Raw genomic sequence first — 23051 nt, 5'->3', positions numbered from 1 at the left:
ATGACAGCATCCACCCTTTCCTCTCAGGAAAAAAAAATCATCCTGCTGGCCTCACTGGGCGGCGCGCTCGAATTTTATGACTTCATCATTTATGTTATTTTTGCCCCCATCATCAGCCGGACCTTTTTCCCGGAAACGGATCAGCTCGCATCATTAATGAGCGTATACGCCATTTTTGCCATCGGGTATGTGGTTCGTCCCTTGGGCGGCATTGCGTTTAGCCATTTTGGCGACAAATACGGACGCAAGAAAACCTTTATTTTTTCAGTGATGCTGATGGCTGTCCCCACCTTTTTAATTGGCCTGCTGCCGACCTATCAGCAAATGGGACTTTTAGCCAGCCTCCTGCTGATTGCCATGCGTCTGCTGCAGGGGTTATCCATAGGCGGCGAAATTCCCGGGGCATTGACTTTTACCTGTGAGCACGTGAATCCCAGGCATCGTGCCTTAGCCTGCGGCATTATTTTTTCCTTTCTCAATTTCGGCATTTTTTTAGGCGCCTGCATCAGTTTATTATTAAATCACCTGCTGAATGAGCAGCAACTCCAGGCGTTTGGTTGGCGTATTCCTTTTCTCCTCGGCGGCCTGCTCGGGGTTTTCAGTTTTTATATTCGTCGGCAAATGACTGAAAGCCCCTTGTTCATTGCCTTTCAGCACCATGAAAAAAAGGCCCGCATCCCGTTGGTGGAGGCGATTACCGGCTATTGGCCACAGATACTGCAAGGCCTTGCCCTCACCGCCTTGGGCGCGGTCATGATTAATCTGATTTTTCTTTACATGCCCACTTATTTATCAAGCATATTGGCCTACTCTAAACAACAGGCCAGCGGACTCACAACCCTTAATTTACTGTTTTATTCCCTGCTTCTGATTTTTACCTGCTGGGTGGCTGACCGTGTCGGGCGAAAACAGGTGCTTTTAATTGGCAGCATCGGGTTTATGCTGGGTGCTTATTCTCTGTTTACCCTTCTTGCTTACCAAACCACGGCAGCACTTCTCACCGCCCTGTTTATTCTGGCGTTGTTAAGCAGTTGTATTATGGTTTATCCCAGTTTTCTGGTTGAATTATTCCCGACGTCCGTACGTTACACAGGCATTGCCATCGCCTACAACTTAGCCTTTGCCTGTTTCGGCGGTGTCACGCCGCTCATTGCCACCTATTTAATCCAACGTTCTGGCAATGTCATTGCTCCGAGTTACTATCTGATGCTGAGCGCAGCCTTATGCACTCTGGCATTTCTCACCATCCGAAAGCATGAGATCATTGAATCAGAGGCCTGCCCGGAATAGCCTCTGACAAAGGCCTTCCTGTGCGGGCAATGATCGGTTCACTGAACTCCCCATCAGATTAAGCACGCTTTGCCTAACTCATGCCTGGTTTTTACTTTAAACACCAAAAACACCATTTAATAAATCGCTTGTAGAATCCATGGTCACTGACTCCAACACGGACAGATCAATGACTTTTACAGCGTATACACAGACTTATCCACAGAATTTGTGGATAAGGGAGCGGCTGCCCGTGGCCTATACTTACAAACACCCCCTTTCAAAATCCATTCATGAACCCTTCGACCCCCTGGCTGGTTGTTAAAGAAGCGGGGCTTTATTGCGAGCCGGGAGAGTTTTACATTGATCCGGTCACTGCGGTCCCCGCTGCAGTCGTTACCCATGCGCATGGCGATCATGCCTGTGCCGGGCATGGCGACGTCCTGGGGCACCCGGCCACGCTGCAATTGATGCAGCGTCGTTTTGGTGATGAAGGAGCCCGTCATTGGCATCCTCTGGCATACGAACAACCGGTTTCGGTGAACGCCATTGACCTGTACCTGATACCTGCCGGCCATATCCTTGGCAGCGCTCAGTTGGTCATGCATTACCAGGGAAGCAAGGTCATTGTTTCCGGGGATTATAAACGCCGTCCTGATCCAACCTGCGATCCCTTTTTAGTGGAACACTGCGATGTCTTTATCACGGAGGCCACGTTTGCCCTACCGGTGTTTAAGCATCCCCCCATTGAGGACGAGCTCCAGAAATTGCTGCGCTCACTGCACCTGTTTCCTCATCGCTGCCATCTGGTGGGTGTTTACGTTTTGGGGAAATGTCAACGCGTGATTAGAACCTTACGGTTGATGGGTTACCTTGAGCCCATTTATATCCATGGCAGCCTGCAAAAGACCTGTGAGTTCTATCAGCAATGCGGCATCGATCTGGGGGAATTACGCTCGGCTTTTGAGCTGACGAAAGACGAGTCAGCCGGCAAAATCGTTCTTTGTCCTCCGAGTGCCCTGCGCGACCGTTGGAGCCGGCGTTTTGCCAATGTCATGATCGGCATGGCTTCAGGCTGGATGCAAATTAGAGCCCGGGCGAAACAACAGGGTGTGGAATTGCCATTGGTCATTTCTGATCATGCCGATTGGCCGGAACTGATTCAAACCCTGTCCGAGGTAAACCCGAATGAAATTTTCGTTACCCACGGCCGCGAGGAAGCGCTTATCCATTATGCACAGCAACAGGGTTACAAGGCTCAAGCCCTGCATTTACTAGGCTATGGCGAACATGAGGATTAGGCAATGAACCAATTTGCCGAATTACTGAATACGCTTTACTTTACTTACAGCCATCGCGACAAGATGGCTTTGCTTCATCAGTATTTCACGACCACCCCTGATCCCGAACGAGGGTATGCGCTGGCGATTATGGCCAATACGCTTGAATTTCCAACCTTCGGCCGTACGTTAATTAACGAATTAATTGAGAAGGAAATCGACCCGGTACTCTTTGCCTATTCCTACGATTACGTCGGTGATTTGTCTGATACCATTGCCCTGCTCTGGCCTACCCATGACTCAGCAGGTACCCTCCCAAAGCTTTCTGAACTGATTGCCACATTTAACCAACTGCCCAAACAGGCCATCCGCGATTTCCTGGCAGACCTGCTTAATCGCGCAGACACGACCGAACGCTGGGCCCTTTTAAAATTAGGAACCGGCAGTCTGCGCATAGGCGTCTCCGCCCGTTTTTTAAAAAAGACGCTGGCTGATTACGGACAGGTCCCTGTTGAAGACATTGAAAAAATCTGGCACGGCTTAAAACCACCCTATGAAGCCTTGTTTGCCTGGCTTGAAAAGAAAGCTGAATTGCCTTCTGTGGATGATCATCTGTTCTTCCATCCCGTGATGTTATCTCATCCACTGAATGAAAACGACATTGACCAGATTGACTGGCAGCAATTTGTTTTTGAACGTAAATACGATGGTATTCGTGTACAGGCTATCGTCACCGCAAACGGCAAAGCCCTGTATAGCCGAACAGGGGATGACATCAGCCATTCCTTTCCTGATTTGCTGGCCTCCTTTAAAACCCGGGTGATTCTTGATGGTGAACTGGTCATTAAAACAGAAAAAGGCATCGGCAGTTTTAATGATTTGCAGCAGCGTTTAAACCGCAAGTCTCTGACCAAAAAATTGATCACCGAATCCCCGGCCGCGATGATTCTCTATGATATTTTATCCATGGATGGCCTCGATTTGCGCGCCCTTCCCTTCATTGAACGGCGCCAGGCACTGGAACAATGGTTTGCGCATCATCCAGCCGACAACCTGATTCTGTCTGATTTGCTTACGCTGAATCCGGCGAAGACACTGCATCATTTAAAGCAGGAAATCCTTAATGAAGCCCACCCCGCCGTCGAAGGGCTGATGCTTAAGCGCAAGCAAAGCCCGTATCTTGCGGGTCGTCCCAAAGGCCACTGGTATAAATGGAAACGCGATCCGCTGACGGTGGACGCGGTCCTGATGTATGCCCAGCGAGGCCAGGGCAAACGGTCCTCTTACTACTCGGATTATACTTTCGGACTGTGGCAGGATGACCGGTTGCTCCCCGTTGGCAAAGCGTATTTTGGTTTTACGGATGCGGAATTGCTTAAGCTCGATCACTGGGTACGAAACCACACGCTGCAACGTTTTGGTCCGGTTCGCGAAGTGGCAAAAGAGCTGGTTTTGGAAGTAGCCTTTGATGCCGTCCAGCACTCTAGCCGCCACAAATCAGGTGTAGCCATGCGCTTTCCGCGCATTAACCGCATCCGTTGGGATAAACCGGCTGCGGAAGCGGATGTGCTCTCTACACTCCTGCATTGGATTCACTCTTAGCCAACCAATACTGTTCAAATAGTAAACTATACTTGCTATATTCAGTCTTTGTCAGTCCTCTCCGATGTCCTACGATAAGACCATCGCTCTGCTTACAAAAGGCCCCCGATTAAAGAGTGAGGCCACCCGGGATTTGGAAAAAGTCATCCAATTGTTCCTTCATCCCGAACAGAAAGCCCAATGCCGCTTTAATTCCTTCGGGGAACTTGAAGTCGCCTTTAATGACCGGGTGTTTAATCTGACCCAAATTCTGCTGCATCAGCCTGATTTTGAACATTTAGCGTTTACAGAGAACGTTTCGTCGCATTATGAGACCTTTATAAAAACGGCCGTTCACATTCCTTCCCTGAAAGGCGATCCCCGTCTTCCCAAAAAGGAAGATTACCTGGCCGCTGATAAAAATAACCTTTATACCCAATTAACTTATGGGGAAAAATTGGCGATTACCTTGTATACCTCTAACTTTTACGAAGAAATTAACGGGTTTTTGCGAAGTCAGGGACGTGATCCTCATTTAAAAAATCTCCCTCAGGACAGACTGACGCAGGAGGTCAAGGAAATTATTCTGGCGACCTGTTTAGCAGCTTATGGGCTCACCCGCCTGCAGTTACCCGATGATTCCGACGATAACAGCCTGCAAACGCTTTATCGTGCGGAAAGCAGTCATAAAATGCCGACCAGTGTGTGGCAACAGCGTCGTGAAACCATAATAAGCCATAAGCCCGTGCGGCAGGAAGGCTTCATCAGCACCTCGGAAGACATCGCCGCCATGAAAGTAAGCGGCACCGATACGCTGCTTAAAATTACCCAACCTCACCACGCCATTGGTAAAAAGGTAGAGGATTTGTCTTACAAGGCCGATGAGCAGGAAATTTTGCTTCCTGCAGGGACGCAACTGGCTTTTAGTTCCTTTATTGAAGAGCAAGGCAGAAAAGTATTTCACGCGTTTCCGGTCAGAAGTCTCGATGGCATTGATCCCTATTCTTATTCCACAGTCGATGCTGAAATCAGGACGCATCTGATTGCTTTTTTAGACGAAGTGCGGCATTTGTCGACGCAGACAGGTCCTCGAGTGAAGACTTCATTCTGGCAAACGCTGCCGCATAAAATTAAAAAAAGCGAGACCGCCGAACTCCTTGCCTTGGCCGCTCAGCTGGATAAACTCATCGTCTTTTTTGCAGACAGCCACCATAAACCCGCTGAAAAAAGAGAAAAGCTCCAGGCGCTCTATAAACAAACAGCTAAATTGGCTGAACAATTTAAAGACTCAAATACCTTACACCCACCACTTCAGCAGATGACGATCGGGATGAATCACCTGCTCATCCAGCTTGAAATGGCCAATACCTCACTGTTAGTCGAACAGGCCGACTATGTTTATACCCATCATTTGAGTAAAGCCTACAAAGAAACCCACTTGGACTCCACCGATGCTGAATTAAAGCAGGACAGTCAGGTTATTTACCGCCCTAATCATGGCTTGGCCCATTCATTACGAGTTGCTGCCGCTATCCCGCTGGTGGTGGAGTATTTCCAGCAATTTGCACAGCCGGAATTACGAAAGCAGTGCCTTCAGTTATCCGGTGATGAACTGAAAAAAGCAGCCCTCTGCATGCTTTTCAGCGTTTCCGGGCGGGAGTCGGATATTGCCTTTAAAAGTAATCCAGAGAAATACCGTGAATACCGCGAGCAATGCGCTCTGCAATTTGCAGCCTATGCTCAAAAGAAAATGCCGTCGGACGAAATAAAAAAATACATGGAACTGATCCGCAACATGGGCAATCCGGAGTATTTAACATCCAAAAAAATCACCCCCCAAAAAGCGGCACTCTTTCATGTGATGAATCTTGCTCATAAACTGGATCTGATGCGCTGTTATCCATTGGCGCAATACCAACTGGCGGTGATGAAAGGCCACGATCCCCTGATTATCCCGTCAGAAAAACAACAACACCAGTTTAATCGTTTACTGAGCACCGTCAGTGATCGCATTGAAGCCACCGGGGACAGGCAATTTTGCCGTATGGAACAGGGTCAACTGGTGTCCTGCAACAAGGATTATGATTTTCCTGTTTTTGCCGAGGCCAGTACTAAACCCCTTGAATGCCTTAAACTCATTCTGGAATCCGGTATTCCTGAGCTTGCGGCTGTTTCTACACCAGAGCCCCCGCCTGCCGATGAGCAGGCTAACAATGGGTCACTGCCGTTTCTCTTTCTCGATACCCTGGAAAATTACACGATGCCCCTGCTTGAGTATTTGAATTCGTCAGCCGCAACAGGCCTGCCGGCCATTGATAACGTGAAACAAGACAGCCGCTACCTGATACAAAAACTCACGGCAACGGAGGATGGGTTTGTTCTCCTGGCTGAATCAGCCTACATGGATGCGCTGCCGGTGTCTATTTCACTGGAGGCGCAGGATTTATATTATTTATTGTCACAAATGCCGCCAGTAAATCTTAATCAATGCTACCTGGCTTCCGACATTCTCGAACGGCTTAATCAATTCACCGGCCAGTTAAACATCGCGGAGCTGGATAAAATGGATGACTCCTATCAGCTGTCTTTTATCGAGCAGGACAGCGTCACCGGAGACATCAAACTGACGGCCACCAGTTCGAAGTCATTACCGCCTGTACAGACGACCTTATCCTCAGTGGAATTTGCTCAATGCCTGGAAAAATTAGAAAAATCCACGGTGCTTAACCTGAAAAGCTAACCCCCTGCACCACCGCAAGAAAGCCCATGACAGCGAAGCTTAACGCGGTGATTGCCCTCACCCAGGTCAACGAGAGTTGATTCCCCAGTGTCTTTCCGAGGAATACCGCAGGAATATCCGCGAGCAACATGCCCAGGGTCGTTCCTGCAATAACCCACAGGGGCTGACCATAATGCGCGGCCAGGGCGACGGTCGCCACTTGGGTTTTATCGCCCATCTCAGCCAGGAAAAAAGTAAGCAGCGTGGTGGTAAACACCCCAAAACGCCGGAAAGCATCCTGTTCCCTGACGTCCAATCTGTCCGGAATAAGTACCCAAACGGCCATAAGAATAAAAGAACAGGCGACAAGCCCTCGCAATAAGCGAGGCCCCAGCATTGACACAAGCCACCCACCCAAAGCCCCGGCAAGGCTATGGTTAATCAATGTCGCCAGTAAAATGCCGGCAATAATAGGCAAGGGCCGCTTGAAACGTGCAGCCAGCATCAGCGCTAACAATTGGGTCTTATCGCCAAACTCCGCCAAGGCGACAATGCCAGTGGACACAAGCAGGGGTTCAAACATGAGAATCGAATCAATAGAAACCAGCGACTATACCATACTCTCGCACAGTAAGATGAATCGCCACGCTGTTTTTATTATTTGGGTATGGTAGATCCGGGATGGAAATGCTTATTGGCCCATTGCATGGTTTTGACAAAATGCTTAAAGGCTTCCAGCGTGTTTTCAGCCTTTTCGTTAAGATCGGCAATGGTATTTTCAGCGCTCAGTTCTTCCTTCTCTTCAGTCTCTTTTTGTTCTTCATGGCGCTGCATAAGGTTATGGCCCTGTAAGGTCGCATGAAGGCTGCCCTCAATGTCGCCGCTTAGAATAAATCCTTCACTATTATTGGTTTCATCGGTTTCATCGCTGTTGGCTCCAGCGGTTTTCGCGCCGCTGTCATCCACAGCAGCTCTCACCACCTGCTGAATTGAACCGGCGCCGGCGACATTAAGGATTCGCTGGATGAGGGTGTAAGCGGACCCTTCAGGCGGGGTATCATTGTTATCGGGACGGTATCCTTCTTTCATTTCAGCAGGCATGGGCGGGCTCTCCGTAAAACATGGATGCCATTATACCATAATGATTAATTTTTAATCAATAAGGCGGTTTGTCCCTTTTTGCCAGGTTTAATGGATCCTTTCTTCTCTGGCAGCACCAGGTAGTCAGCCCCGACAATCTGTTTAAGCCATTGATATGCGGGATGTCTGGCGGAAGTCACCAGCGACAGACTCATTTGGGCGCTGCGATTTTCCATGTAAGTGGGTTGATAGGCCACTTTGTCTACTGTAGTCACCCCGGCTTCTTTTTTTAAGTGGAGGGACAACAGCCCGCTGGCGCGGTTTTTCAAACTGCCCTGATTGGAAATGAAATTACCTAATGAATAGGCAATAAACACCTTTTTCCCTTCGGCTGTGGTTATCCAGTCAAACGGTTGCACGCAATGGGGATGTGACCCGAGGACTGCCAGCGCACCGGCTTTTGCAAACTCGCGCGCAAGATCTTTTTGCGCTTTATTGGGCCGGGTTTGGTACTCCACGCCCCAGTGCGGGGTGACAATCACGGCATCATTGGTTTTAGCAAGCTCGGCAATCAGCTCAAGCACTTGCGTCTTATCACGGTAACAGAGTAATACCTGGCGATGCCTGTCAGCGATGCCGTTGGTGTCTTGAGAACAGGCTATCCAGGCAATCGACAGGTTTTTTTTGACAGTTACCGTATACCAGGCTTCCTTGCTGTTTCGGGATCGGGTACCGACGTAAGCCATTTGATGATCATTCAACGTGGTGATGGTCCGATCGATGCCCAGGCTTAAGCGATCCAGGGTATGATTATTGGCGGTCGACAGGACATCAAACCCGGATGATTTCAATGCTTTTACTAAATCCGGAGAATAATTAAACATGGGAAAGGAAGTATAGGCCCGACGCTCATCCTTAGTCTTCTTGCCGTACATATCAATCATCCCTGCCGTCGGCCCTTCCAGATTGCCATAGGTGATGTCGGCCTTTTTTAATGCGGGAATGGCCGCAGTCCATAAAGAATCAAAACCCTGAGACAATCCCTTTTTCTGTAAAGGGGCATGCAAAAGCACGTCCCCCACGGCAATGATGTGAACATTATCGGCACAGGCTAAGGTACACAGCAACAGCCCGGACACAACGGGCAGGATGGCAGGCATGGTTATCTCACTTGCGAAAGGATGTGATTCATAAACAAAAAGTGTGCCAATTGAAACGTTTCGCTCCACGTTTGATGCGAACACGTTCTCAATTGCCCGCATAGCCAGTACAATGGCTTATTCTTTAAGGGAGTAATCCGCCATGAATGCCATTTTTCATCTCGCCTTCCCCGTCCATGACTTCAACCAGGCTAAACGTTTTTACCAGCAGCAGTTGGGTTTTGAGTTAGGAAGGGAATCAGCCCATGCGCTGATTTTCAAATTCGGCAGCCATCAGATTGTCGGCCATAAAATAGATGAACCGCTGCCACTGCAGGCAGGTATTTACCCGCGTCATTTTGGTTTGATTTTTCTCGACAGGATGGAATTTGATCAATTTGTCAGCCGCTTAAATCAGCAGGCTGTCCCTTACGAGATTCCGCCCAAGACCCGCTTTCCGGGCACAAGGATTGAGCATCAATCGTTCTTCCTTAAAGATCCCAGTAACAATTTATTGGAATTTAAACATTATACTTACCCTTCCGCTATTTTTTCAGAAAAGGATGTGCATCAGGTTGGGGAAACCCCATAAGCATCTATAACACAGAACAATCAAACTGCTGTTCGTCCAAAGCGGCTTCAGTACAGTAAAACTCGCACAACGCCTGGCGGAAGCGTGCCGCCCGTGGCGGCAGACCCTCCCGGCAATAGCGCTGGACCTGTTGATACACCGCCTCTTTAAAACCCTGATAATCCGTTGGCACCCCATTGAGGTTATCGAGGCTCAGACGGAAACGGCACCCGGCAGCCATGGATAAAATCCACTCCATGGCTTGCGGTTTGACTTCCACCTGCTGAAACAATTGCTGCTGTTCTTCATTACGTCCATCCGGAACATACCAATAACCAAAATCAACCTGCAAACGCCGTTTGGCGCCGGCAATCAACCAGTGTGCGCATTCATGCAGCGCACTGCTGAAAAAACCATGCGCAAAGACAATGGCATGCCACGGCCGCTGTTCGTCGGCGGGAAGATAAATGGGTTCCTCTTCCCCTTTGACCAATCGCGTATTATGGGATGCGGAGAAACATTGATTAAATAGAATAATTAAGTCCTGATAATGATGCACTATCTTAAAACCGGGAAAAAAAAAATGATTTTATCGTGAAACCGACGCTGCCTGTAGTCTTAAGCCAGGACTTTCCGACAAAAAGGTCAATAATTTTTGAACAGTGTCGAAAAAGATGGAAATTCAGCGTGTTTTACAGCGTATGCACAGACTTATCCACAGATTTTGTGGATAAGCATATTGTGCATAACTTACAAAAAACCACAAAAAAACCTTATAAATACTGAGCGAATCAAAAAAGGCAAACGGAAGTTAACAGATAAACAAGGGGAAAGCTTGAAAATTATCCACAGGCTTTGTAACGATAAAAAATCCTGCAGGGTTGACCATATTAGCAAATAATTTTGAAAAATACAGTGTTATTTTAAAATAATTTAAAAATAATGGATTACACGCCCTCAAATGCACAGAGTCTTTCCATTCACTACACTCATAGAAAGAACCGAGCCCGGACGCCGCGTGGATGTTTATACTACTCTCCAGGAGTTAAAGCAGAATGAACAGGCTTCGGCCTGGCGTGAGGAAGGCATTTCCCGTAACAGTTGGTTGCTTGTTGCAGCACCTCATGGCGGCACCATCGAACCGTTTACTCAAGTGATTGCGCGGCACTTGGCTTACCCTCATTATAATTTATTCATCTTCGAAGGATTGAGGCGGCCAGGGCGAACCCTGCATGTGACGTCTACACGCTTTCGAACCCCCGAACTCGCCCGCCTGCAGCAGGAAGCTCGCGTTACTCTGGCGATTCACGGCATGAAAGGACGCTTGCAGCGCCTGACGCTCACCGGGGGACTTAACTCCTTGCTCCAGCGCCATCTATGCGAGGCGCTGCAATCCGGGGGATTTGAAACCGGGTTGTGCGGCGGTTCTTTATCGGGAATGAATCCCGACAATTTCATTAATCTCACTCCTGAGTACGGTGTGCAACTGGAAATTTCCCGCGGCGAGCGAGATGCCCTGCGTGAAGACCCGGAGCGCTTCCACCATTACCTTGAGCACCTGCGAAGAGGCCTTGCAAACTACCAGGCCGCCTGCCGGCATGGCGGGCAGACGGCCAATCCCATTAAACGCGTTTAAATACATCATGACCGATAAAGCGCGCCCCCGGGCCCTGGGTCGCGATATGCGTTGATTGATGCGCCAGAATCGACGTGGTATCAATCATTGCCTTACCCTGCTCAATGTTGCCGATGAAGGTCAGCACCGATCCGCAGGCAGGGTAATCCACACTGATGGTAATGGCATTTTTAACAATGTAACCCAGGACAGGCCGTTCGCTGCCAATAGCTTCCTGGCATTCTTTGGAAGCAACCGCTGTTTTGAAAGTCCCTGACAAGGTGTCTTTTGAGGTAAAATGCAATGTTAATACTGAACCCCGCTCATTTTTGTATGTAATGGTTTCACGGGCTGCTGATGCCGCTTCAGCAACGGCAGACAGGGTCACTAACACTGCGCAGGCAATGGCTTTACACTTCATGATATTCTCCGTAATGAGTTGCCAATCCGTCATTGACGGGCGCACTATAACCAAATCACCGAGGCTTGTACAGGCTCACTCAGGGAGAAAGCAATTGATGAATCCAGGCGCCTCCGCTGAAACTGAAGCGGCTTACATCCGAGAGTTCGTCGGTGCGGTAACTGTAACAGTAAACGGTCAGGGGTATTAAACGAAAACCGCAATAAAGCGGGCTGAGTGGAATGGTTTTATCCTTCAATTCCATCGTAAGGCGTTCTCTTTTTTGTTCGAGGACGTCTTTACTCGGGATAGGTTGCCCCGACGTGGGGGCGTAACTTGAAAACCTTAACTGTGCCTCGTGCGCATTATTTTGCCAATACCAGGCATTTTCCTCAGCCGACAGCGGATGGGCCTCCCCCTCAAGACTTATCTGGCGCTGATGCAATTCAAACCAGAAAGTCAACACCGCGTTAGGGTTGATCATCAGTTCATTGACTTTTCGAGTCCCTCTTTGCGTGAAAAACAACAGGCCGTCTTCCATGATTTCGCGCACAGCCACCACCCGTGAATGCGGTACCGGATGAGGGACAGAGGCAACGGTAGACAAGACGGCATGCTGCGGATTGGCCGCTCCGGCCTCTTTTTCTGCCAAAAGCCACTGCTTAAGGCAGGCAATGGGTGAAAGTACCTGAGTCATTACGGAAACCCCGTTTCATCAGTGAAAAAGAAATTGACGGCGTTACTATAATCAACCTGCCAGAATTTGTATAGGCTTGCAGACAGCAAACGAATGTCACGGCGGATGGCCTCGAATGACTGACCGGAGCCACGATAAAAACCGTTAAATACATTTCCATCCCCCCGTTTTTGGCATACTCTAACCACTCCAATTGATCCATCGGGAGGGATATGATGCAAGACGATAAAAAGGGCAAACCGACCCTCAATTATACTAAAACCTACAGCCAGTTCCCGAACTATGGGAATACACCGACTGCTTCGCCAGCCCGGCCGGGGAAACTGAAAACTTACGACAGCAAACCGGCTTCTCCTGCTTCCTTGGGAAAGGACAATCAAAACGAAGCGAAATCACATCCGCTGAAAACCAAACCCAAACTCCCCCTGCCGGACAAGGAGGACCAGGATAACAAGTCCATCAATGACACCCGGGCGATGAAATTAGAGGTGGACGAACTGCCTGCCAGTCCTTCATCCCTCGGCGCAATACGGGACAGCGCACTCCTTGAAATCGATTTGCAATGGCTCGGTAATCCATATCCTTTTCGCCAACAAATCATTGCCTGGCAGCAAAGCCACTTCAAAAACAGATTGTTTGAAATGATTTGCCTGCTGGATGAGATGCTTAAAAACCCTGACCAATACCTTTACTTCGTTGATCCATTCAGCAAACAGCATTACACGCTGACCGAGGATGTGTCAGGGAAAGCGGTTAAGCGGCATTATTCCTATTTTGGCATCCTAAACCAGTTAAATGCACTTTTTCGGGACTGCCGCGAGGTATGTGAAACCAAAGCCTTGTTTGAACTTTCATTGCATTCCGGGGATAAGGCAACAACCCTCGAAGAGGCGTTCAAAAGCCGTCCAGTCTTAAGTTTATTTGCCTTTAAAGACGAGCAAAATAAATCATTGCAGGCTTTTTTAGCCGCAATCCTGACTAAGGAATCATTGCAGGAGGATTTAACCAAGGCAAAAACGGCATTTTTAGACAGCCTGTCTGAAAAACAAAAGCAGGATACAACCCTCACGGACAGAGCCGATGTGGAAGCCGCCAAAGTCGTCGTGTTGCTTAAGGCTTCAAGTGATCTGCTGGATATGTACAACCGTCTGGACAGTTGCCCCGATCTAAGCTCACTTGGCAAAATCAGGCATTTAACCGTGGTCAACCGATCGGACACCATGGCCTCAGCCGAGGACGGCTATGGATTCATGGATTTATTGAGTTTCCTCAACCGTTCAAACATGCCGCACCTGGAAAGCCTTATTATTGAACACTATGATCCCCGGAACTACCTTGAACTGAGCAACCTGATGGCTGTTTTGGTGAAGAAAAACAGCGCGCTTAAAATTATGATCAGCCACCATTTTCCTGAAAAAGACAAATGCTCTGTTTTCTCACCCTATCAGGAAAAATACCCAGGCCTCTCGGTTAAACGGATTCATGTGCAGGAGACTATCGAAGTTGATAATCACTGCACCTTCTTCCCTGCTTCACCCTCGAATAAACGAAGAAGCGTATCGGAACAATCTCCCTCGATACGCCTTGACTATTCGCCTAAATAATCTGTAGCCGGAAAGATCGCTTTCCGGTAAGATTGGCAATTCTTAAATTGATCAACAGGTTAACTAAATGAGAAGGATTTTCGCTTTTTTATTTTATTTTTTTATCACCCAAACCATTGCTGCATCGATTTTCTCAGCGGATGACATCAAAACCCTCAAAAAAAATTTTCTCGCCAACATCACATCCGAGGGCTCAATCATGGCTTCACCTTCAAAAGCCAACCCGGATTATTATTATGACTGGACGCGTGATTCGGCCATTGCCATGGATTTGATTGAACGTTTTTATGAAAGCAGCCTCAACGCCAAAGACAAAACCCGTCTGCTGAATTACGTCAACTGGGTAGAGCGGGTTCAACACCAGACTGAAACGCTGCCTGGATTTGATATTCTTGGAGAGCCCAAATTTTACATGGACAGCCGCCCTTATCAAGGCCCATGGGGCAGACCGCAAAATGACGGTCCCGCCTTAAGGGCATTAACGCTGATTCGCTTTGCCGAGGTATTGCTGAACCATAACGAATCGGCCTATGTCAAAACCCATTTGTATAACCCGAGCCTGGATACGGCGAACATGGGCGCCATTAAAATTGATCTGGAATACACCGCCCATCATTGGCAGGACATGAACTATGATCTTTGGGAAGAAGTGTACGGCCATCATTTTTTTACAGCGATGTGCCAGCGAAAAGCCCTAATCGAAGGCGCCAGGCTCGCCAGAGCGCTCCATGATAATGAAGCGGCAGTCTATTATGAAGCGCAGGCCCGCTTTATTGAACTGCGACTTGGCGAGCATTTAGACTCTAAGAACATCATCATCCAGGCGACGCTGCCGCCTCATTCAGGACCGCAAAAAACGCTGGAGCTTGATTCGGCGGTGATGTTGGGCGTGCTGTTGGCCAATACCCACGACGGCGTTTATGCTCCGGATAATCTGTATGTAAAGAACACGGCCGCGGCCTTAAAAAGACAGTACAGAGCACTTTTCCCCATTAATGACAATCACTACCAAGCCGTCCTGTTCGGCCGCTACCCTGGCGATACCTATGATGGTTACCGCAATGACGGCGAAGGCAATCCCTGGTATATTCTGACAGCGACCATGGCGGAATATTACTACACCCTGGGCGACATGTTACCGCTGACCCAAGCCAATGGGCCTCTGATTAAACAGTATTTTGAAGAAGGCAACGCTTACCTGAGTCTCGTTAAAGAATATGCTTCGGATTTAAACTTAAGCGAACAAATCAACTTGTACACCGGCAATCCGCAGGGCGCCTACTCGCTTACCTGGAGTTACGTGGCAACACTTCGGGCCATTATTCTGCAACAGAAACTTGAAACCAAATTGGGCGAGTTAACCTGATGGATGCCCGCCTGCGCGGGCAAGACAGCTTAAGTGGGTTACCGCATGCCTTGCCTGCGAAAAAGCGACCAAACCTCAATCATGTAGCTCCTTTATATAATCTCCTGCCCGTCTGCGCGGGCACGAGCTTAAGTGATTTCCGCCTGCCTTGTCAGGTCTTGCCTGCAAAAAAACGACAAACTCCGTCGTGTAATCTGTCTTGTTTGATGTCTTGCCCGCCTGCGCGAACACGGTAGGCTTTAGTTGGCCACCGCCTGCCCTGTCAGGTTTTGTCTGCAAAAAAACGACAAACTCCGTCGTGTAATCTGTCTTGTTTGATGTCTTGCCCGCCTGCGCGAACACGGTAGGCTTTAGTTGGCCACCGCCTGCCCTGTTTGATGTCTTGCCCGCGCAGGCGGGCATCCATGGCGTGGTAAGAAACCTTCAAATCACCATTATTCTCCCAAAGCAGAGAGTTCATTGTCCATGGTGTCAAGAAGGAGCCAGGCAAAAAACAGAGGGTAATTAATACGATAAAAAACGACAACCGTGGTGATCACTAAAACAGCCACTGCCTTTTTTAAAGCAGCGGCTGTCGTCTTAATTAAACACGGCCTCACCGGCATTATCCAGCGGCAAGGATGCTGAGGATTGCGGCGCGGGTTTTCTGCCTAACTCACGCAGGGGTTTGCCGCTTAGCAGATAATCTTCAATGGACTCGAGGCTTATGTTTTTTGTCTCCGGCATGAAATAAATCGTGTACACCAGACCGAGAAAACAAATCACGGCATAAATGATAAAGGTGTATTCAATGCCAATGGCTTTATGCAGGAGAGGGAAGGTAAAAACCGTCAACGTGTTAAACGACCAGTTGCTCATGGACGACATTCCCATTCCCGCGCCGCGAACATACAGGGGGAAAATTTCAGCCATGGCGATATGCGGTACCGGACCAATGCTGATAGCAAATGAAAAAATATACACTGTCAGGCAGAGCACAGACAAATAGCCAAGCAGCGATACCTGATACAAGGAAAACACACTGAGTGCAGCAAGACTGATGCAGGCGCCGCTAAAGCCAATCAACAGCAATTTGCGGCGGCCAATCCAGTCGACGCAGTAAATGGCCAGAACAGTAACGAGCAAATTGACAATACCGATACCCATGGTAGCAAGAATCTGGCCCGTGGTATTGGTGAAACCCAGGTTTTTAAAAATTTCCGGTGCGAAATAAATAATGACATTAATGCCGCTTAACTGCTGCAGGCAGAATAAAATCATCCCCAATGACAGGACGGGCAGCAAGGGTTTGCGAAACAGGGCTTTCCAGTTTTTTTCGGCCGGTTCGCGTTTGAGCGTGGTTTCGATGTGTGTGAGTTCCTCAGTAATGGACGCTTGCCGGCGCAGCAGACGCAGCGAACTGGCAGCAGCTTCGCGTCGGCCGACACTTAATAACCATCGCGGCGATTCAGGCAGGAAAAGAATGCCTGCAAACAAAATGAATGCCGGAATGGCACTGGAAGCAAACATCGTCCGCCAGGCCTGGTGTTCAATCAGCAGGTAATTGGCACAATAGGCACAGACAATACCAATCGTAATGGCTAATTGATAAATGGCAACCATTGCCCCACGTAAATTCACCGGTGCCGTTTCAGCCAGGTAAAGGGGGGTTGTGACTGATGCAATACCTATGGCCAAGCCAAGAACAAATCGCGACAAAATGAGCATCCAGGTTGCCGGGGCCAGCGCCGCGCCCAGGGCGCCAACGAAAAAAAGTGCCCCGGCAAAAGACAATAATGAGCGTCGTCCAAAACGTTTGACGTAACGCGTACCCAGCAAAGCACCAATCAACATGGAGCCAAACAGCGCACCAAAAGGAAGTGCAGCGGCCATGGTCCCGATATGGGTGTGGGTGAGCGTAAAGTGATTTTTCAGCAGGTCGAGCGATCCGGCAATAATGCCTTCATCATAGCCAAAAAGAAATCCAGCGAGCGAGCCTATTATTGCGACTAACCATGCCATATTCTATCCTTAAAAGTCCATGTTGTTTTTTTAATTTACGGCTGTGGGATGCGATGCTTTTTCCAAAGCGGTCGAGCACAAATCAGTAATGAGTGACCAGTTTTTTTGTTTAATTGCTTCATCGGGTACAATCCAGGAACCGCCCACACACTCTACATTAGCCAGCGCCAGGTAGTCCAGATAATTTTTAGCATGAATACCGCCAGTAGGGCAAAACCGCAGCGCGGGAAACGGGGCAGAAATGGCTTTCAGCAGAGCAATACCCCCTACTGCCTCAGCGGGGAAAAATTTAAAATGACTGTAGCCGCAATTCATCCCTTCCATCATTTCAGACACATTGGAAACACCGGGAATTAAGGGAACTTGACTTTGCAATCCGGCCTGCAGTAACTCGGTGGTTGATCCCGGACTAATGGCGAACTGTGCCCCGGCTTCGATGCATTGTTGCAATTGCCGGCCATTCACCACCGTACCGGCCCCCACGCAGGCTTCAGCAACACGTTCCCTGAGTAAATGAATGGCTTTAAGCGCCACGGGCGTTCGTAACGTAATTTCCAGCACCTTGATTCCACCGTTTAATACGGCCTCGGCCAAGGGTAAAGCATCGTCAAGGTGATGGAGAACAACCACAGGGACGATTGGCCCCATCGCCAATACCGAAGCAGCTGATAACGAATTAACAGAGGGCATACTTTTTTTCCATGATTTGCTTAAGATAGACGGCTGCACCTAACAACCCCGGCTGTTCAGTCGCCACAACAAAGGTCGCAATGTTGCGATTAAAAACTGCAAAGCGTCCTTTGGCTTCAAAGCGGTGTCTGAACTCGCTTTCTGCCATCAGCGGCAATAGCCTGGGAACAATGCCGCCAGCAATGTACACCCCGCCAAAGGTACTGAGCGACAGGGCAAGATCACCGGCAAAGCTGCCCAGACTGGCGAAAAATTGCGAAACAGCAGCGCAGGCCAGCGGCGATTGTTGCGTTAACGCCTTGTGTGCAATCTCGGCTGCGGTTAAAGGTTCAACCGGTTGCTGATTAAAGGCTGCAATGGCCAGATAAAGATTTTCAAGGCCAGGACCTGAAATGATTCGCTCGACGGACACATGACCATAGCGCTCCTGCAAAAAGCGTTGAATGAACCATTCCTGTTCAGTTTGCGCAGCCCAACCGCCATGCCCTGCTTCGCCAGGCAAGGGGATGTACCCTTCGGTTGTGGGGACTAAATGCGCCACACCAAGCCCTGTCCCGGCACCGAGCACGACCTTAGGCTTGCCCTCATCCACCAGCCCGCCGCCAATCTGCAAGCGATCAGTGATTGGCAGCACCGGCAGACTCATTGCCGTCGCCGTAAAATCATTAACCACCTGCAATTGCTCCAATTGCAGCTGGTGTTTTAAATCCTGGATGGAAAATTGCCAATCCAGATTCGTCATGCTGATTTGATCAGAGGTTACCGGACAGGCAATGGCAATGGCGGCGTGGCGTATATCCTGTAAATGCTGACTGTGCTGATAATGCTTAAGGGCGGCATCAAGACCGGCAAATTGGGCACAGGGGAAAACAGCGAGGCGATCAACCTGCAGGTTACGCAAATCCACACGGCTGAATCGGGCATTCGTTCCGCCAATATCCGCCACAATGGCGTAGGTATTCTGGTTAAGCATGACCATCATCCTCACTCACAAACAGACTGCAGGCGCCCTCTTCGGCACCGGAGAAATGCCTTCTCAAGCTGCCGAACAGTTCCCGTCCCATGCCATGATGACAGGAGGATAAATCCCCTGTCTGCAGCGAACGTCCAGCCAATTCGTCTTCACCGACCAGCAGTTGCAGAACCCCTTCCCGGCCGTCCACACGCAGGCGATCGCCATTTTGAATTTTGGCAATCACCCCTCCATCCATTGCCTCGGGGGTAACATGAATAGCCGCCGGTATTTTACCGGACGCACCAGACATACGCCCATCCGTCACCAGCGCCACCCGATATCCCTTATCCTGCAATACCCCAAGAATGGGTGTGAGTTTATGCAATTCCGGCATGCCGCAGGCTTTTGGACCCTGGAAGCGGACAACCACCACACAATCTTTGTTCAGTTCACCCGCTTTAAACGCTGCTTCAAGTTCATGCTGGCTGGCAAAAACGGCGGCCGGTGCCTCAATAACCTCCTGATGGTCAGCCAGCGAAGAGGTTTTCATCACAGCCCGGCCGAGGTTGCCGCTTAAAACCTGTAATCCCCCCTGGGGTTTGAACGGTGTTTCAGCCGAGGTTAGTACCTGCTCATCAAGGGAATGCTTAACGCCGCTGACCCATTGCAACTGATTCCCGTCCAGTAAGGGTTGCTCGGTGTACCGACTCAAGCCAAAACCAGCCACCGTTTCGACTTCCTCATGCAGTAAACCGGCATCCAGCAGTGTCCGAATAAAGTAAGCCATGCCGCCTGCCTGTTGAAAATGGTTAATATCGGCCTGACCATTGGGATAAATTTTGGCAATAAGCGGCGTTACTGTCGATAAATCAGCAAAATCGTCCCAATTGAGCACAAAGCCCGCTCGGCGCGCGATAGCAATGAGATGCATGGTATGGTTCGTGGACCCGCCGGAAGCCAGCAGGCCCACCACGCCATTGACCACGACAGCGGCGGTTATTAATTGTCCTAAAGGCAAGTAGTCATTGCCCAAATCCGTTAACTGCACAACACGGCGGGCAGCAGCGCGTGTTAACTCCTGACGCAGGGGGGTATTCGGATGAACAAACGAAGAACCAGGCAACTGCAGGCCCATGATCTCCATGACCAACTGATTGGAATTGGCGGTACCATAAAAAGTGCAGGTCCCCGGACTATGGTAAGACGCAGCTTCCACGTCCAGCAAAGCCTCTTCATTGACCAGTCCTTCCGCATACAACTGACGTACCCTAGCCTTTTCTTTGTTGGCAATGCCGCTGGGCATGGGGCCTGCGGGTACGAAAAGAAAAGGCAGATGGCCGAAAGCCAATGCCGCCATCAACAGGCCCGGTACAATTTTATCGCAGATCCCCAGCAACAATCCGCCGTCAAACAGGTTGTGCGAAAGACTCACTGCCGTAGCCATGGCAATGACATCACGGCTTAGAAGACTTAACTCCATGCCTGGCTGTCCCTGAGTCACACCGTCGCACATGGCCGGCACCCCGCCGGCAAATTGGGCCACGCCCCCTGCTTCACGGATCGCAAGCTTGATAAGCGAGGGATAAGCTGCATAAGGCTGATGGGCTGAGAGTAGATCATTATAAGAAGACACAATGGCAATGTTGGGTTTCACCATGGCCCGTATGTCGCCCTTGTCTTCAGCATTGCAGGCAGCAAACCCATGGGCAAGGTTACCGCAATGCAGCGCTTTGCGCTGCGGGCCTTTAAGGCGTGCTGCCTCAAGATGTTTTAAGTACTGTTCGCGGCTTTTCAGGCTTCGTTCGTTGATTCGGTCAGTGACCTGTTGAATGACTGGATGCATGACTCACCTCATTGCGCGGCAAACATCACTTGCACGTCCGTGCCAGCATGTTGCAGAAAAGCCCGAATCGGCATGGCGGTGGCTCTGTCTGAGGCTAAAGCCAGGTTAAGCGCCGCCAGTTTGCTTTCACCAACTAAATGAAGATAAACATGCCGGCTTTTCAGCAGCCTGCTTTTACTTAGTGAAATCCGCGGATAGGGCGCTGTTTTGGGCACAACGTTTAAAACAATAAGGCGTTCATCATGAAGACCCGCCTCAATTTGTTCACTGCAGGGAAACAGGGACGCGGTGTGCCCGTCTTCGCCCATCCCCAGAATAACGATATCAAACATCGGCAACGTCTTGAGGCGGTCTTCAATGTCCAACAGGCGTTCGTCCTGTGTCGGTTTATCGCTATGGAGGCTGATAAACTGTGCATGGGCGGCCTGGTGCTTGAGAAGGTAGCTTCTCACCAGGGTTTCATTGCTGTCCGGATCCGTAGGCGCCACACATCGTTCATCACAGAGGGTGATGGTGACCTTCTGCCAATCCAGGTCAGCCTGGGCTAAACGCTGAAATAATGCTCTGGGCGTACTTCCTCCGGAAACCACCAGATAGGCCTGTCCACGCGCCTTAATGGCTTGGCCAAGGATCCCGGTAATCTCGTTGACAAATTGTTCGTTTAATACGGTTGAATCATTAAAATGATTTAATTGCATCCTGTTAATCCCATTGATGTTGATGCCGCGTCAGCAGTGTTTGTGCCGCTTCAGGTCCTAACGATCCGGCGGAGTAAGTATGAAGTGGAATCTGGAACTCGTCCCAGGCTTTAAGAATGCCATCGACCCATTGCCAGGCTTGCTCAACCTCGTCGCGTCGGACAAACAGGTACTGATGCCCCAGCATGGCTTCAAGTAACAGGCGTTCATACGCGTCGGCGATTCGCAGGGTTTCAAAGGTTTTATTAAAACTTAAATCCAGCTGGCTTTCTTTAAGCTGCATGGTTTCACCCAGGCCCGGCATTTTATTCATGATTTGAATTTCAACGCCCTCATCCGGCTGTAAACGGATAATCAGTTTGTTGGCGTTTAACGCGGGGCAGGTTGCGGCAAAAATATTATGCGGTTGCGGTTTAAAATAAATCACCACTTCACTTTGTTTTTTTGCCATGCGCTTGCCGGTACGCAGGTAAAAGGGAACCCCTGACCATCGCCAATTATCGATGGCGACCTTCAGCGCGACAAAGGTTTCCGTCGTACTCGCAGCGCGCGCGCCGTCTTCCTGCAAATAACCAGGAACAGCACGGTTACGAAGAATGCCACTGACGTATTGGCCTCGTACGGTGTTTTCCAGCACGTTACTCTGATTAATGGGGCGTAATGCGTTAAGCACTTTTAATTTTTCATCGCGAATGCTATCGGCATCAAGGCTCACCGGCGGCTCCATGGCAATCAGGGACAGAATCTGCAACAAATGGTTTTGCACCATGTCCCGCATTTGACCCGCGTCATCATAATAACCCCAACGTCCCTCCACCCCGACTTCTTCGGCGACAGTGATTTGCACGTGATCGATGGCGGTACGATCCCAATTCGATGAGAAAATAAAATTGGCAAAACGCAGCACCAATAAATTTAATACGGTTTCCTTGCCAAGATAATGATCAATACGATAAATCTGATTTTCATTAAAATAATGGGATACCTGGTTGTTTATCGCGACGGAACTCGCCAGATCATGACCAATGGGCTTTTCCAGCACAATGCGAGCGGCTCCCTCAGCCAGCCCCACACTGGCCAAACCCTGGCTGATTGCCCCAAACAGCGAAGGCGGTACTGCCAGATAACTGACTGGAATACGTTGTCCGGGAGATACGGCATCGAGGAGTTTTCGGTAATCGGCGGCCTGGCTTAAATCCATTTGCACATAACGACTGCGTTGCTGCAACCGCTGCAACACGGTTTCATCGATTGATTCATCAACAAAACGTTCGAAATTGGTTTTTAAAAATTGGCCGTATTGATCATCGCTTAAGGCCTCACGCGCACAACCAATCAGTCGCGTCTCCGTTGCCAAAAGATTTGCTTTTTCCAGTTGATACAGTGCAGGAAGCAGTTTGCGTCGGGCAAGATCGCCCAAAGTGCCGAACAGGATCAAATCACAGGCGTTATGGTCGGTTGTCGTTGGCATCATGAACCCTGATTACACTCCTGATAATACAAGTTTCGGGGACAATAACCGCTTGTTCCTCCGCGGAATTGT

Annotated in this window: 21 protein-coding genes; 8 read left to right on the top strand and 13 right to left on the bottom strand. The window is 49.5% G+C overall.

From position 1 onward, the window contains the following. The 4 genes from Lrub_RS07075 to Lrub_RS07060 all read left to right on the top strand — a co-directional run bounded on the left by Lrub_RS07075 (position 1) and on the right by Lrub_RS07060 (position 6870). Positions 1–1290 carry an MFS transporter gene (locus Lrub_RS07075; protein ID WP_058531457.1) on the top strand — a complete coding sequence of 430 codons (1290 nt, stop codon included), beginning with the start codon at positions 1–3 and terminating at the stop codon, positions 1288–1290. A gap of 272 nt (positions 1291–1562) precedes the next feature. After that, complete coding sequence (locus Lrub_RS07070) at positions 1563–2570, top strand: ligase-associated DNA damage response exonuclease (RefSeq protein WP_058531456.1); 1008 nt, start codon at positions 1563–1565, stop codon at positions 2568–2570. 3 nt (positions 2571–2573) lie between these two features. Continuing rightward, the gene (locus Lrub_RS07065; protein ID WP_058531455.1) at positions 2574–4151 is read left to right on the top strand and encodes a cisplatin damage response ATP-dependent DNA ligase; all 1578 of its coding nucleotides are present in this window, start codon (positions 2574–2576) and stop codon (positions 4149–4151) included. A 64-nt stretch (positions 4152–4215) separates the two neighbouring features. Continuing rightward, on the top strand, positions 4216–6870 hold the full coding sequence (locus tag Lrub_RS07060) for a SidE phosphodiesterase domain-containing protein (RefSeq protein WP_058531454.1): 2655 nt from the start codon (positions 4216–4218) through the stop codon (positions 6868–6870). Here the strand turns inward: Lrub_RS07060 and Lrub_RS07055 are convergent. The 3 genes from Lrub_RS07055 to Lrub_RS07045 form a co-directional block, all read right to left on the bottom strand. After that, complete coding sequence (locus Lrub_RS07055; protein WP_058531453.1) at positions 6854–7432, bottom strand: TMEM165/GDT1 family protein; 579 nt, start codon at positions 7430–7432, stop codon at positions 6854–6856. The two genes, Lrub_RS07060 and Lrub_RS07055, sit on opposite strands and share 17 nt — an antisense overlap. Positions 7433–7506: 74 nt before the next feature. Continuing rightward, complete coding sequence (locus Lrub_RS07050) at positions 7507–7950, bottom strand: hypothetical protein (protein WP_058531452.1); 444 nt, start codon at positions 7948–7950, stop codon at positions 7507–7509. A gap of 44 nt (positions 7951–7994) precedes the next feature. Then, entirely contained in the window at positions 7995–9089 is a 1095-nt protein-coding gene (locus Lrub_RS07045; protein ID WP_058531451.1) for a CapA family protein, read from the bottom strand. A 142-nt stretch (positions 9090–9231) separates the two neighbouring features. Here Lrub_RS07045 and Lrub_RS07040 point away from each other — a divergent pair, with 142 nt between their 5' ends. After that, entirely contained in the window at positions 9232–9660 is a 429-nt protein-coding gene (locus Lrub_RS07040; protein ID WP_058531450.1) for a VOC family protein, read from the top strand. 4 nt (positions 9661–9664) lie between these two features. On the opposite strand, the gene Lrub_RS07035 is transcribed toward Lrub_RS07040, so the two are convergent. Continuing rightward, the gene (locus Lrub_RS07035) at positions 9665–10198 is read right to left on the bottom strand and encodes an elongation factor P hydroxylase (protein WP_058531449.1); all 534 of its coding nucleotides are present in this window, start codon (positions 10196–10198) and stop codon (positions 9665–9667) included. Positions 10199–10600: 402 nt separating this feature from the next. On the opposite strand from Lrub_RS07035, the gene Lrub_RS07030 reads away from it, so the two are divergent. Then, positions 10601–11275 carry a poly-gamma-glutamate hydrolase family protein gene (locus Lrub_RS07030; RefSeq protein WP_082651455.1) on the top strand — a complete coding sequence of 225 codons (675 nt, stop codon included), beginning with the start codon at positions 10601–10603 and terminating at the stop codon, positions 11273–11275. Here Lrub_RS07030 and Lrub_RS07025 read toward each other — a convergent pair. Next, on the bottom strand, positions 11262–11675 hold the full coding sequence (locus Lrub_RS07025; protein WP_058531447.1) for an avidin/streptavidin family protein: 414 nt from the start codon (positions 11673–11675) through the stop codon (positions 11262–11264). The genes Lrub_RS07030 and Lrub_RS07025 overlap by 14 nt on opposite strands. 79 nt (positions 11676–11754) lie before the next feature. Then, positions 11755–12351: a pyridoxine/pyridoxamine 5'-phosphate oxidase gene (locus Lrub_RS07020; protein ID WP_058531446.1), complete on the bottom strand. Its 597-nt coding sequence runs from the start codon at positions 12349–12351 to the stop codon at positions 11755–11757. Between the two features lie 212 nt (positions 12352–12563). Here Lrub_RS07020 and Lrub_RS07015 point away from each other — a divergent pair, with 212 nt between their 5' ends. Both Lrub_RS07015 and Lrub_RS07010 read left to right on the top strand, forming a co-directional pair. Beyond that, complete coding sequence (locus Lrub_RS07015) at positions 12564–13955, top strand: hypothetical protein (protein WP_058531445.1); 1392 nt, start codon at positions 12564–12566, stop codon at positions 13953–13955. Positions 13956–14022: 67 nt separating this feature from the next. After that, the gene (locus Lrub_RS07010; protein WP_058531444.1) at positions 14023–15321 is read left to right on the top strand and encodes a glycoside hydrolase family 15 protein; all 1299 of its coding nucleotides are present in this window, start codon (positions 14023–14025) and stop codon (positions 15319–15321) included. A 262-nt stretch (positions 15322–15583) separates the two neighbouring features. On the opposite strand, the gene Lrub_RS14730 is transcribed toward Lrub_RS07010, so the two are convergent. The 7 genes from Lrub_RS14730 to zwf form a co-directional block, all read right to left on the bottom strand. After that, positions 15584–15748, bottom strand: coding sequence for a hypothetical protein (locus Lrub_RS14730; RefSeq protein WP_156413029.1), 165 nt, complete (start codon positions 15746–15748; stop codon positions 15584–15586). 152 nt (positions 15749–15900) lie between these two features. Then, positions 15901–17322, bottom strand: coding sequence for a sugar porter family MFS transporter (locus Lrub_RS07000; RefSeq protein WP_058531442.1), 1422 nt, complete (start codon positions 17320–17322; stop codon positions 15901–15903). A 30-nt stretch (positions 17323–17352) separates the two neighbouring features. After that, positions 17353–18012, bottom strand: a complete 660-nt coding sequence (locus Lrub_RS06995; RefSeq protein ID WP_058531441.1) for a bifunctional 4-hydroxy-2-oxoglutarate aldolase/2-dehydro-3-deoxy-phosphogluconate aldolase — start codon at positions 18010–18012, stop codon at positions 17353–17355. Further along, positions 17999–18991: a glucokinase gene (gene glk / locus Lrub_RS06990; RefSeq protein WP_133134141.1), complete on the bottom strand. Its 993-nt coding sequence runs from the start codon at positions 18989–18991 to the stop codon at positions 17999–18001. Before glk ends, Lrub_RS06995 begins: the two co-directional genes overlap by 14 nt. Beyond that, entirely contained in the window at positions 18978–20810 is a 1833-nt protein-coding gene (gene edd / locus Lrub_RS06985; protein ID WP_058531439.1) for a phosphogluconate dehydratase, read from the bottom strand. Before edd ends, glk begins: the two co-directional genes overlap by 14 nt. A gap of 8 nt (positions 20811–20818) precedes the next feature. Next, the gene (gene pgl / locus Lrub_RS06980; protein ID WP_058531438.1) at positions 20819–21508 is read right to left on the bottom strand and encodes a 6-phosphogluconolactonase; all 690 of its coding nucleotides are present in this window, start codon (positions 21506–21508) and stop codon (positions 20819–20821) included. Positions 21509–21512: 4 nt separating this feature from the next. Then, a complete protein-coding gene (gene zwf, locus Lrub_RS06975) occupies positions 21513–22982 on the bottom strand; it encodes a glucose-6-phosphate dehydrogenase (RefSeq protein ID WP_237760763.1) in 1470 nt (489 codons plus the stop codon). Between the last annotated feature and the right edge of the window lie 69 nt (positions 22983–23051).

The organism is Legionella rubrilucens (assembly GCF_001468125.1).
GTDB classification, from domain to species: domain Bacteria; phylum Pseudomonadota; class Gammaproteobacteria; order Legionellales; family Legionellaceae; genus Legionella_C; species Legionella_C rubrilucens.
This window is presented reverse-complemented; position numbering and strand designations above follow the sequence as displayed.

Coding starts and splice junctions, on each gene's coding strand:
- Lrub_RS07075 (WP_058531457.1), top strand. CDS start 1: ATGACAGCATCCACCCTTTCCTCTCAGGAAAAAAAAATCATCCTGCTG.
- Lrub_RS07070 (WP_058531456.1), top strand. CDS start 1,563: ATGAACCCTTCGACCCCCTGGCTGGTTGTTAAAGAAGCGGGGCTTTAT.
- Lrub_RS07065 (WP_058531455.1), top strand. CDS start 2,574: ATGAACCAATTTGCCGAATTACTGAATACGCTTTACTTTACTTACAGC.
- Lrub_RS07060 (WP_058531454.1), top strand. CDS start 4,216: ATGTCCTACGATAAGACCATCGCTCTGCTTACAAAAGGCCCCCGATTA.
- Lrub_RS07055 (WP_058531453.1), bottom strand. CDS start 7,432: ATGTTTGAACCCCTGCTTGTGTCCACTGGCATTGTCGCCTTGGCGGAG.
- Lrub_RS07050 (WP_058531452.1), bottom strand. CDS start 7,950: ATGCCTGCTGAAATGAAAGAAGGATACCGTCCCGATAACAATGATACC.
- Lrub_RS07045 (WP_058531451.1), bottom strand. CDS start 9,089: ATGCCTGCCATCCTGCCCGTTGTGTCCGGGCTGTTGCTGTGTACCTTA.
- Lrub_RS07040 (WP_058531450.1), top strand. CDS start 9,232: ATGAATGCCATTTTTCATCTCGCCTTCCCCGTCCATGACTTCAACCAG.
- Lrub_RS07030 (WP_082651455.1), top strand. CDS start 10,601: ATGCACAGAGTCTTTCCATTCACTACACTCATAGAAAGAACCGAGCCC.
- Lrub_RS07025 (WP_058531447.1), bottom strand. CDS start 11,675: ATGAAGTGTAAAGCCATTGCCTGCGCAGTGTTAGTGACCCTGTCTGCC.
- Lrub_RS07020 (WP_058531446.1), bottom strand. CDS start 12,351: ATGACTCAGGTACTTTCACCCATTGCCTGCCTTAAGCAGTGGCTTTTG.
- Lrub_RS07015 (WP_058531445.1), top strand. CDS start 12,564: ATGATGCAAGACGATAAAAAGGGCAAACCGACCCTCAATTATACTAAA.
- Lrub_RS07010 (WP_058531444.1), top strand. CDS start 14,023: ATGAGAAGGATTTTCGCTTTTTTATTTTATTTTTTTATCACCCAAACC.
- Lrub_RS07000 (WP_058531442.1), bottom strand. CDS start 17,322: ATGGCATGGTTAGTCGCAATAATAGGCTCGCTCGCTGGATTTCTTTTT.
- Lrub_RS06995 (WP_058531441.1), bottom strand. CDS start 18,012: ATGCCCTCTGTTAATTCGTTATCAGCTGCTTCGGTATTGGCGATGGGG.
- glk (WP_133134141.1), bottom strand. CDS start 18,991: ATGGTCATGCTTAACCAGAATACCTACGCCATTGTGGCGGATATTGGC.
- edd (WP_058531439.1), bottom strand. CDS start 20,810: ATGCATCCAGTCATTCAACAGGTCACTGACCGAATCAACGAACGAAGC.
- pgl (WP_058531438.1), bottom strand. CDS start 21,508: ATGCAATTAAATCATTTTAATGATTCAACCGTATTAAACGAACAATTT.
- zwf (WP_237760763.1), bottom strand. CDS start 22,982: ATGATGCCAACGACAACCGACCATAACGCCTGTGATTTGATCCTGTTC.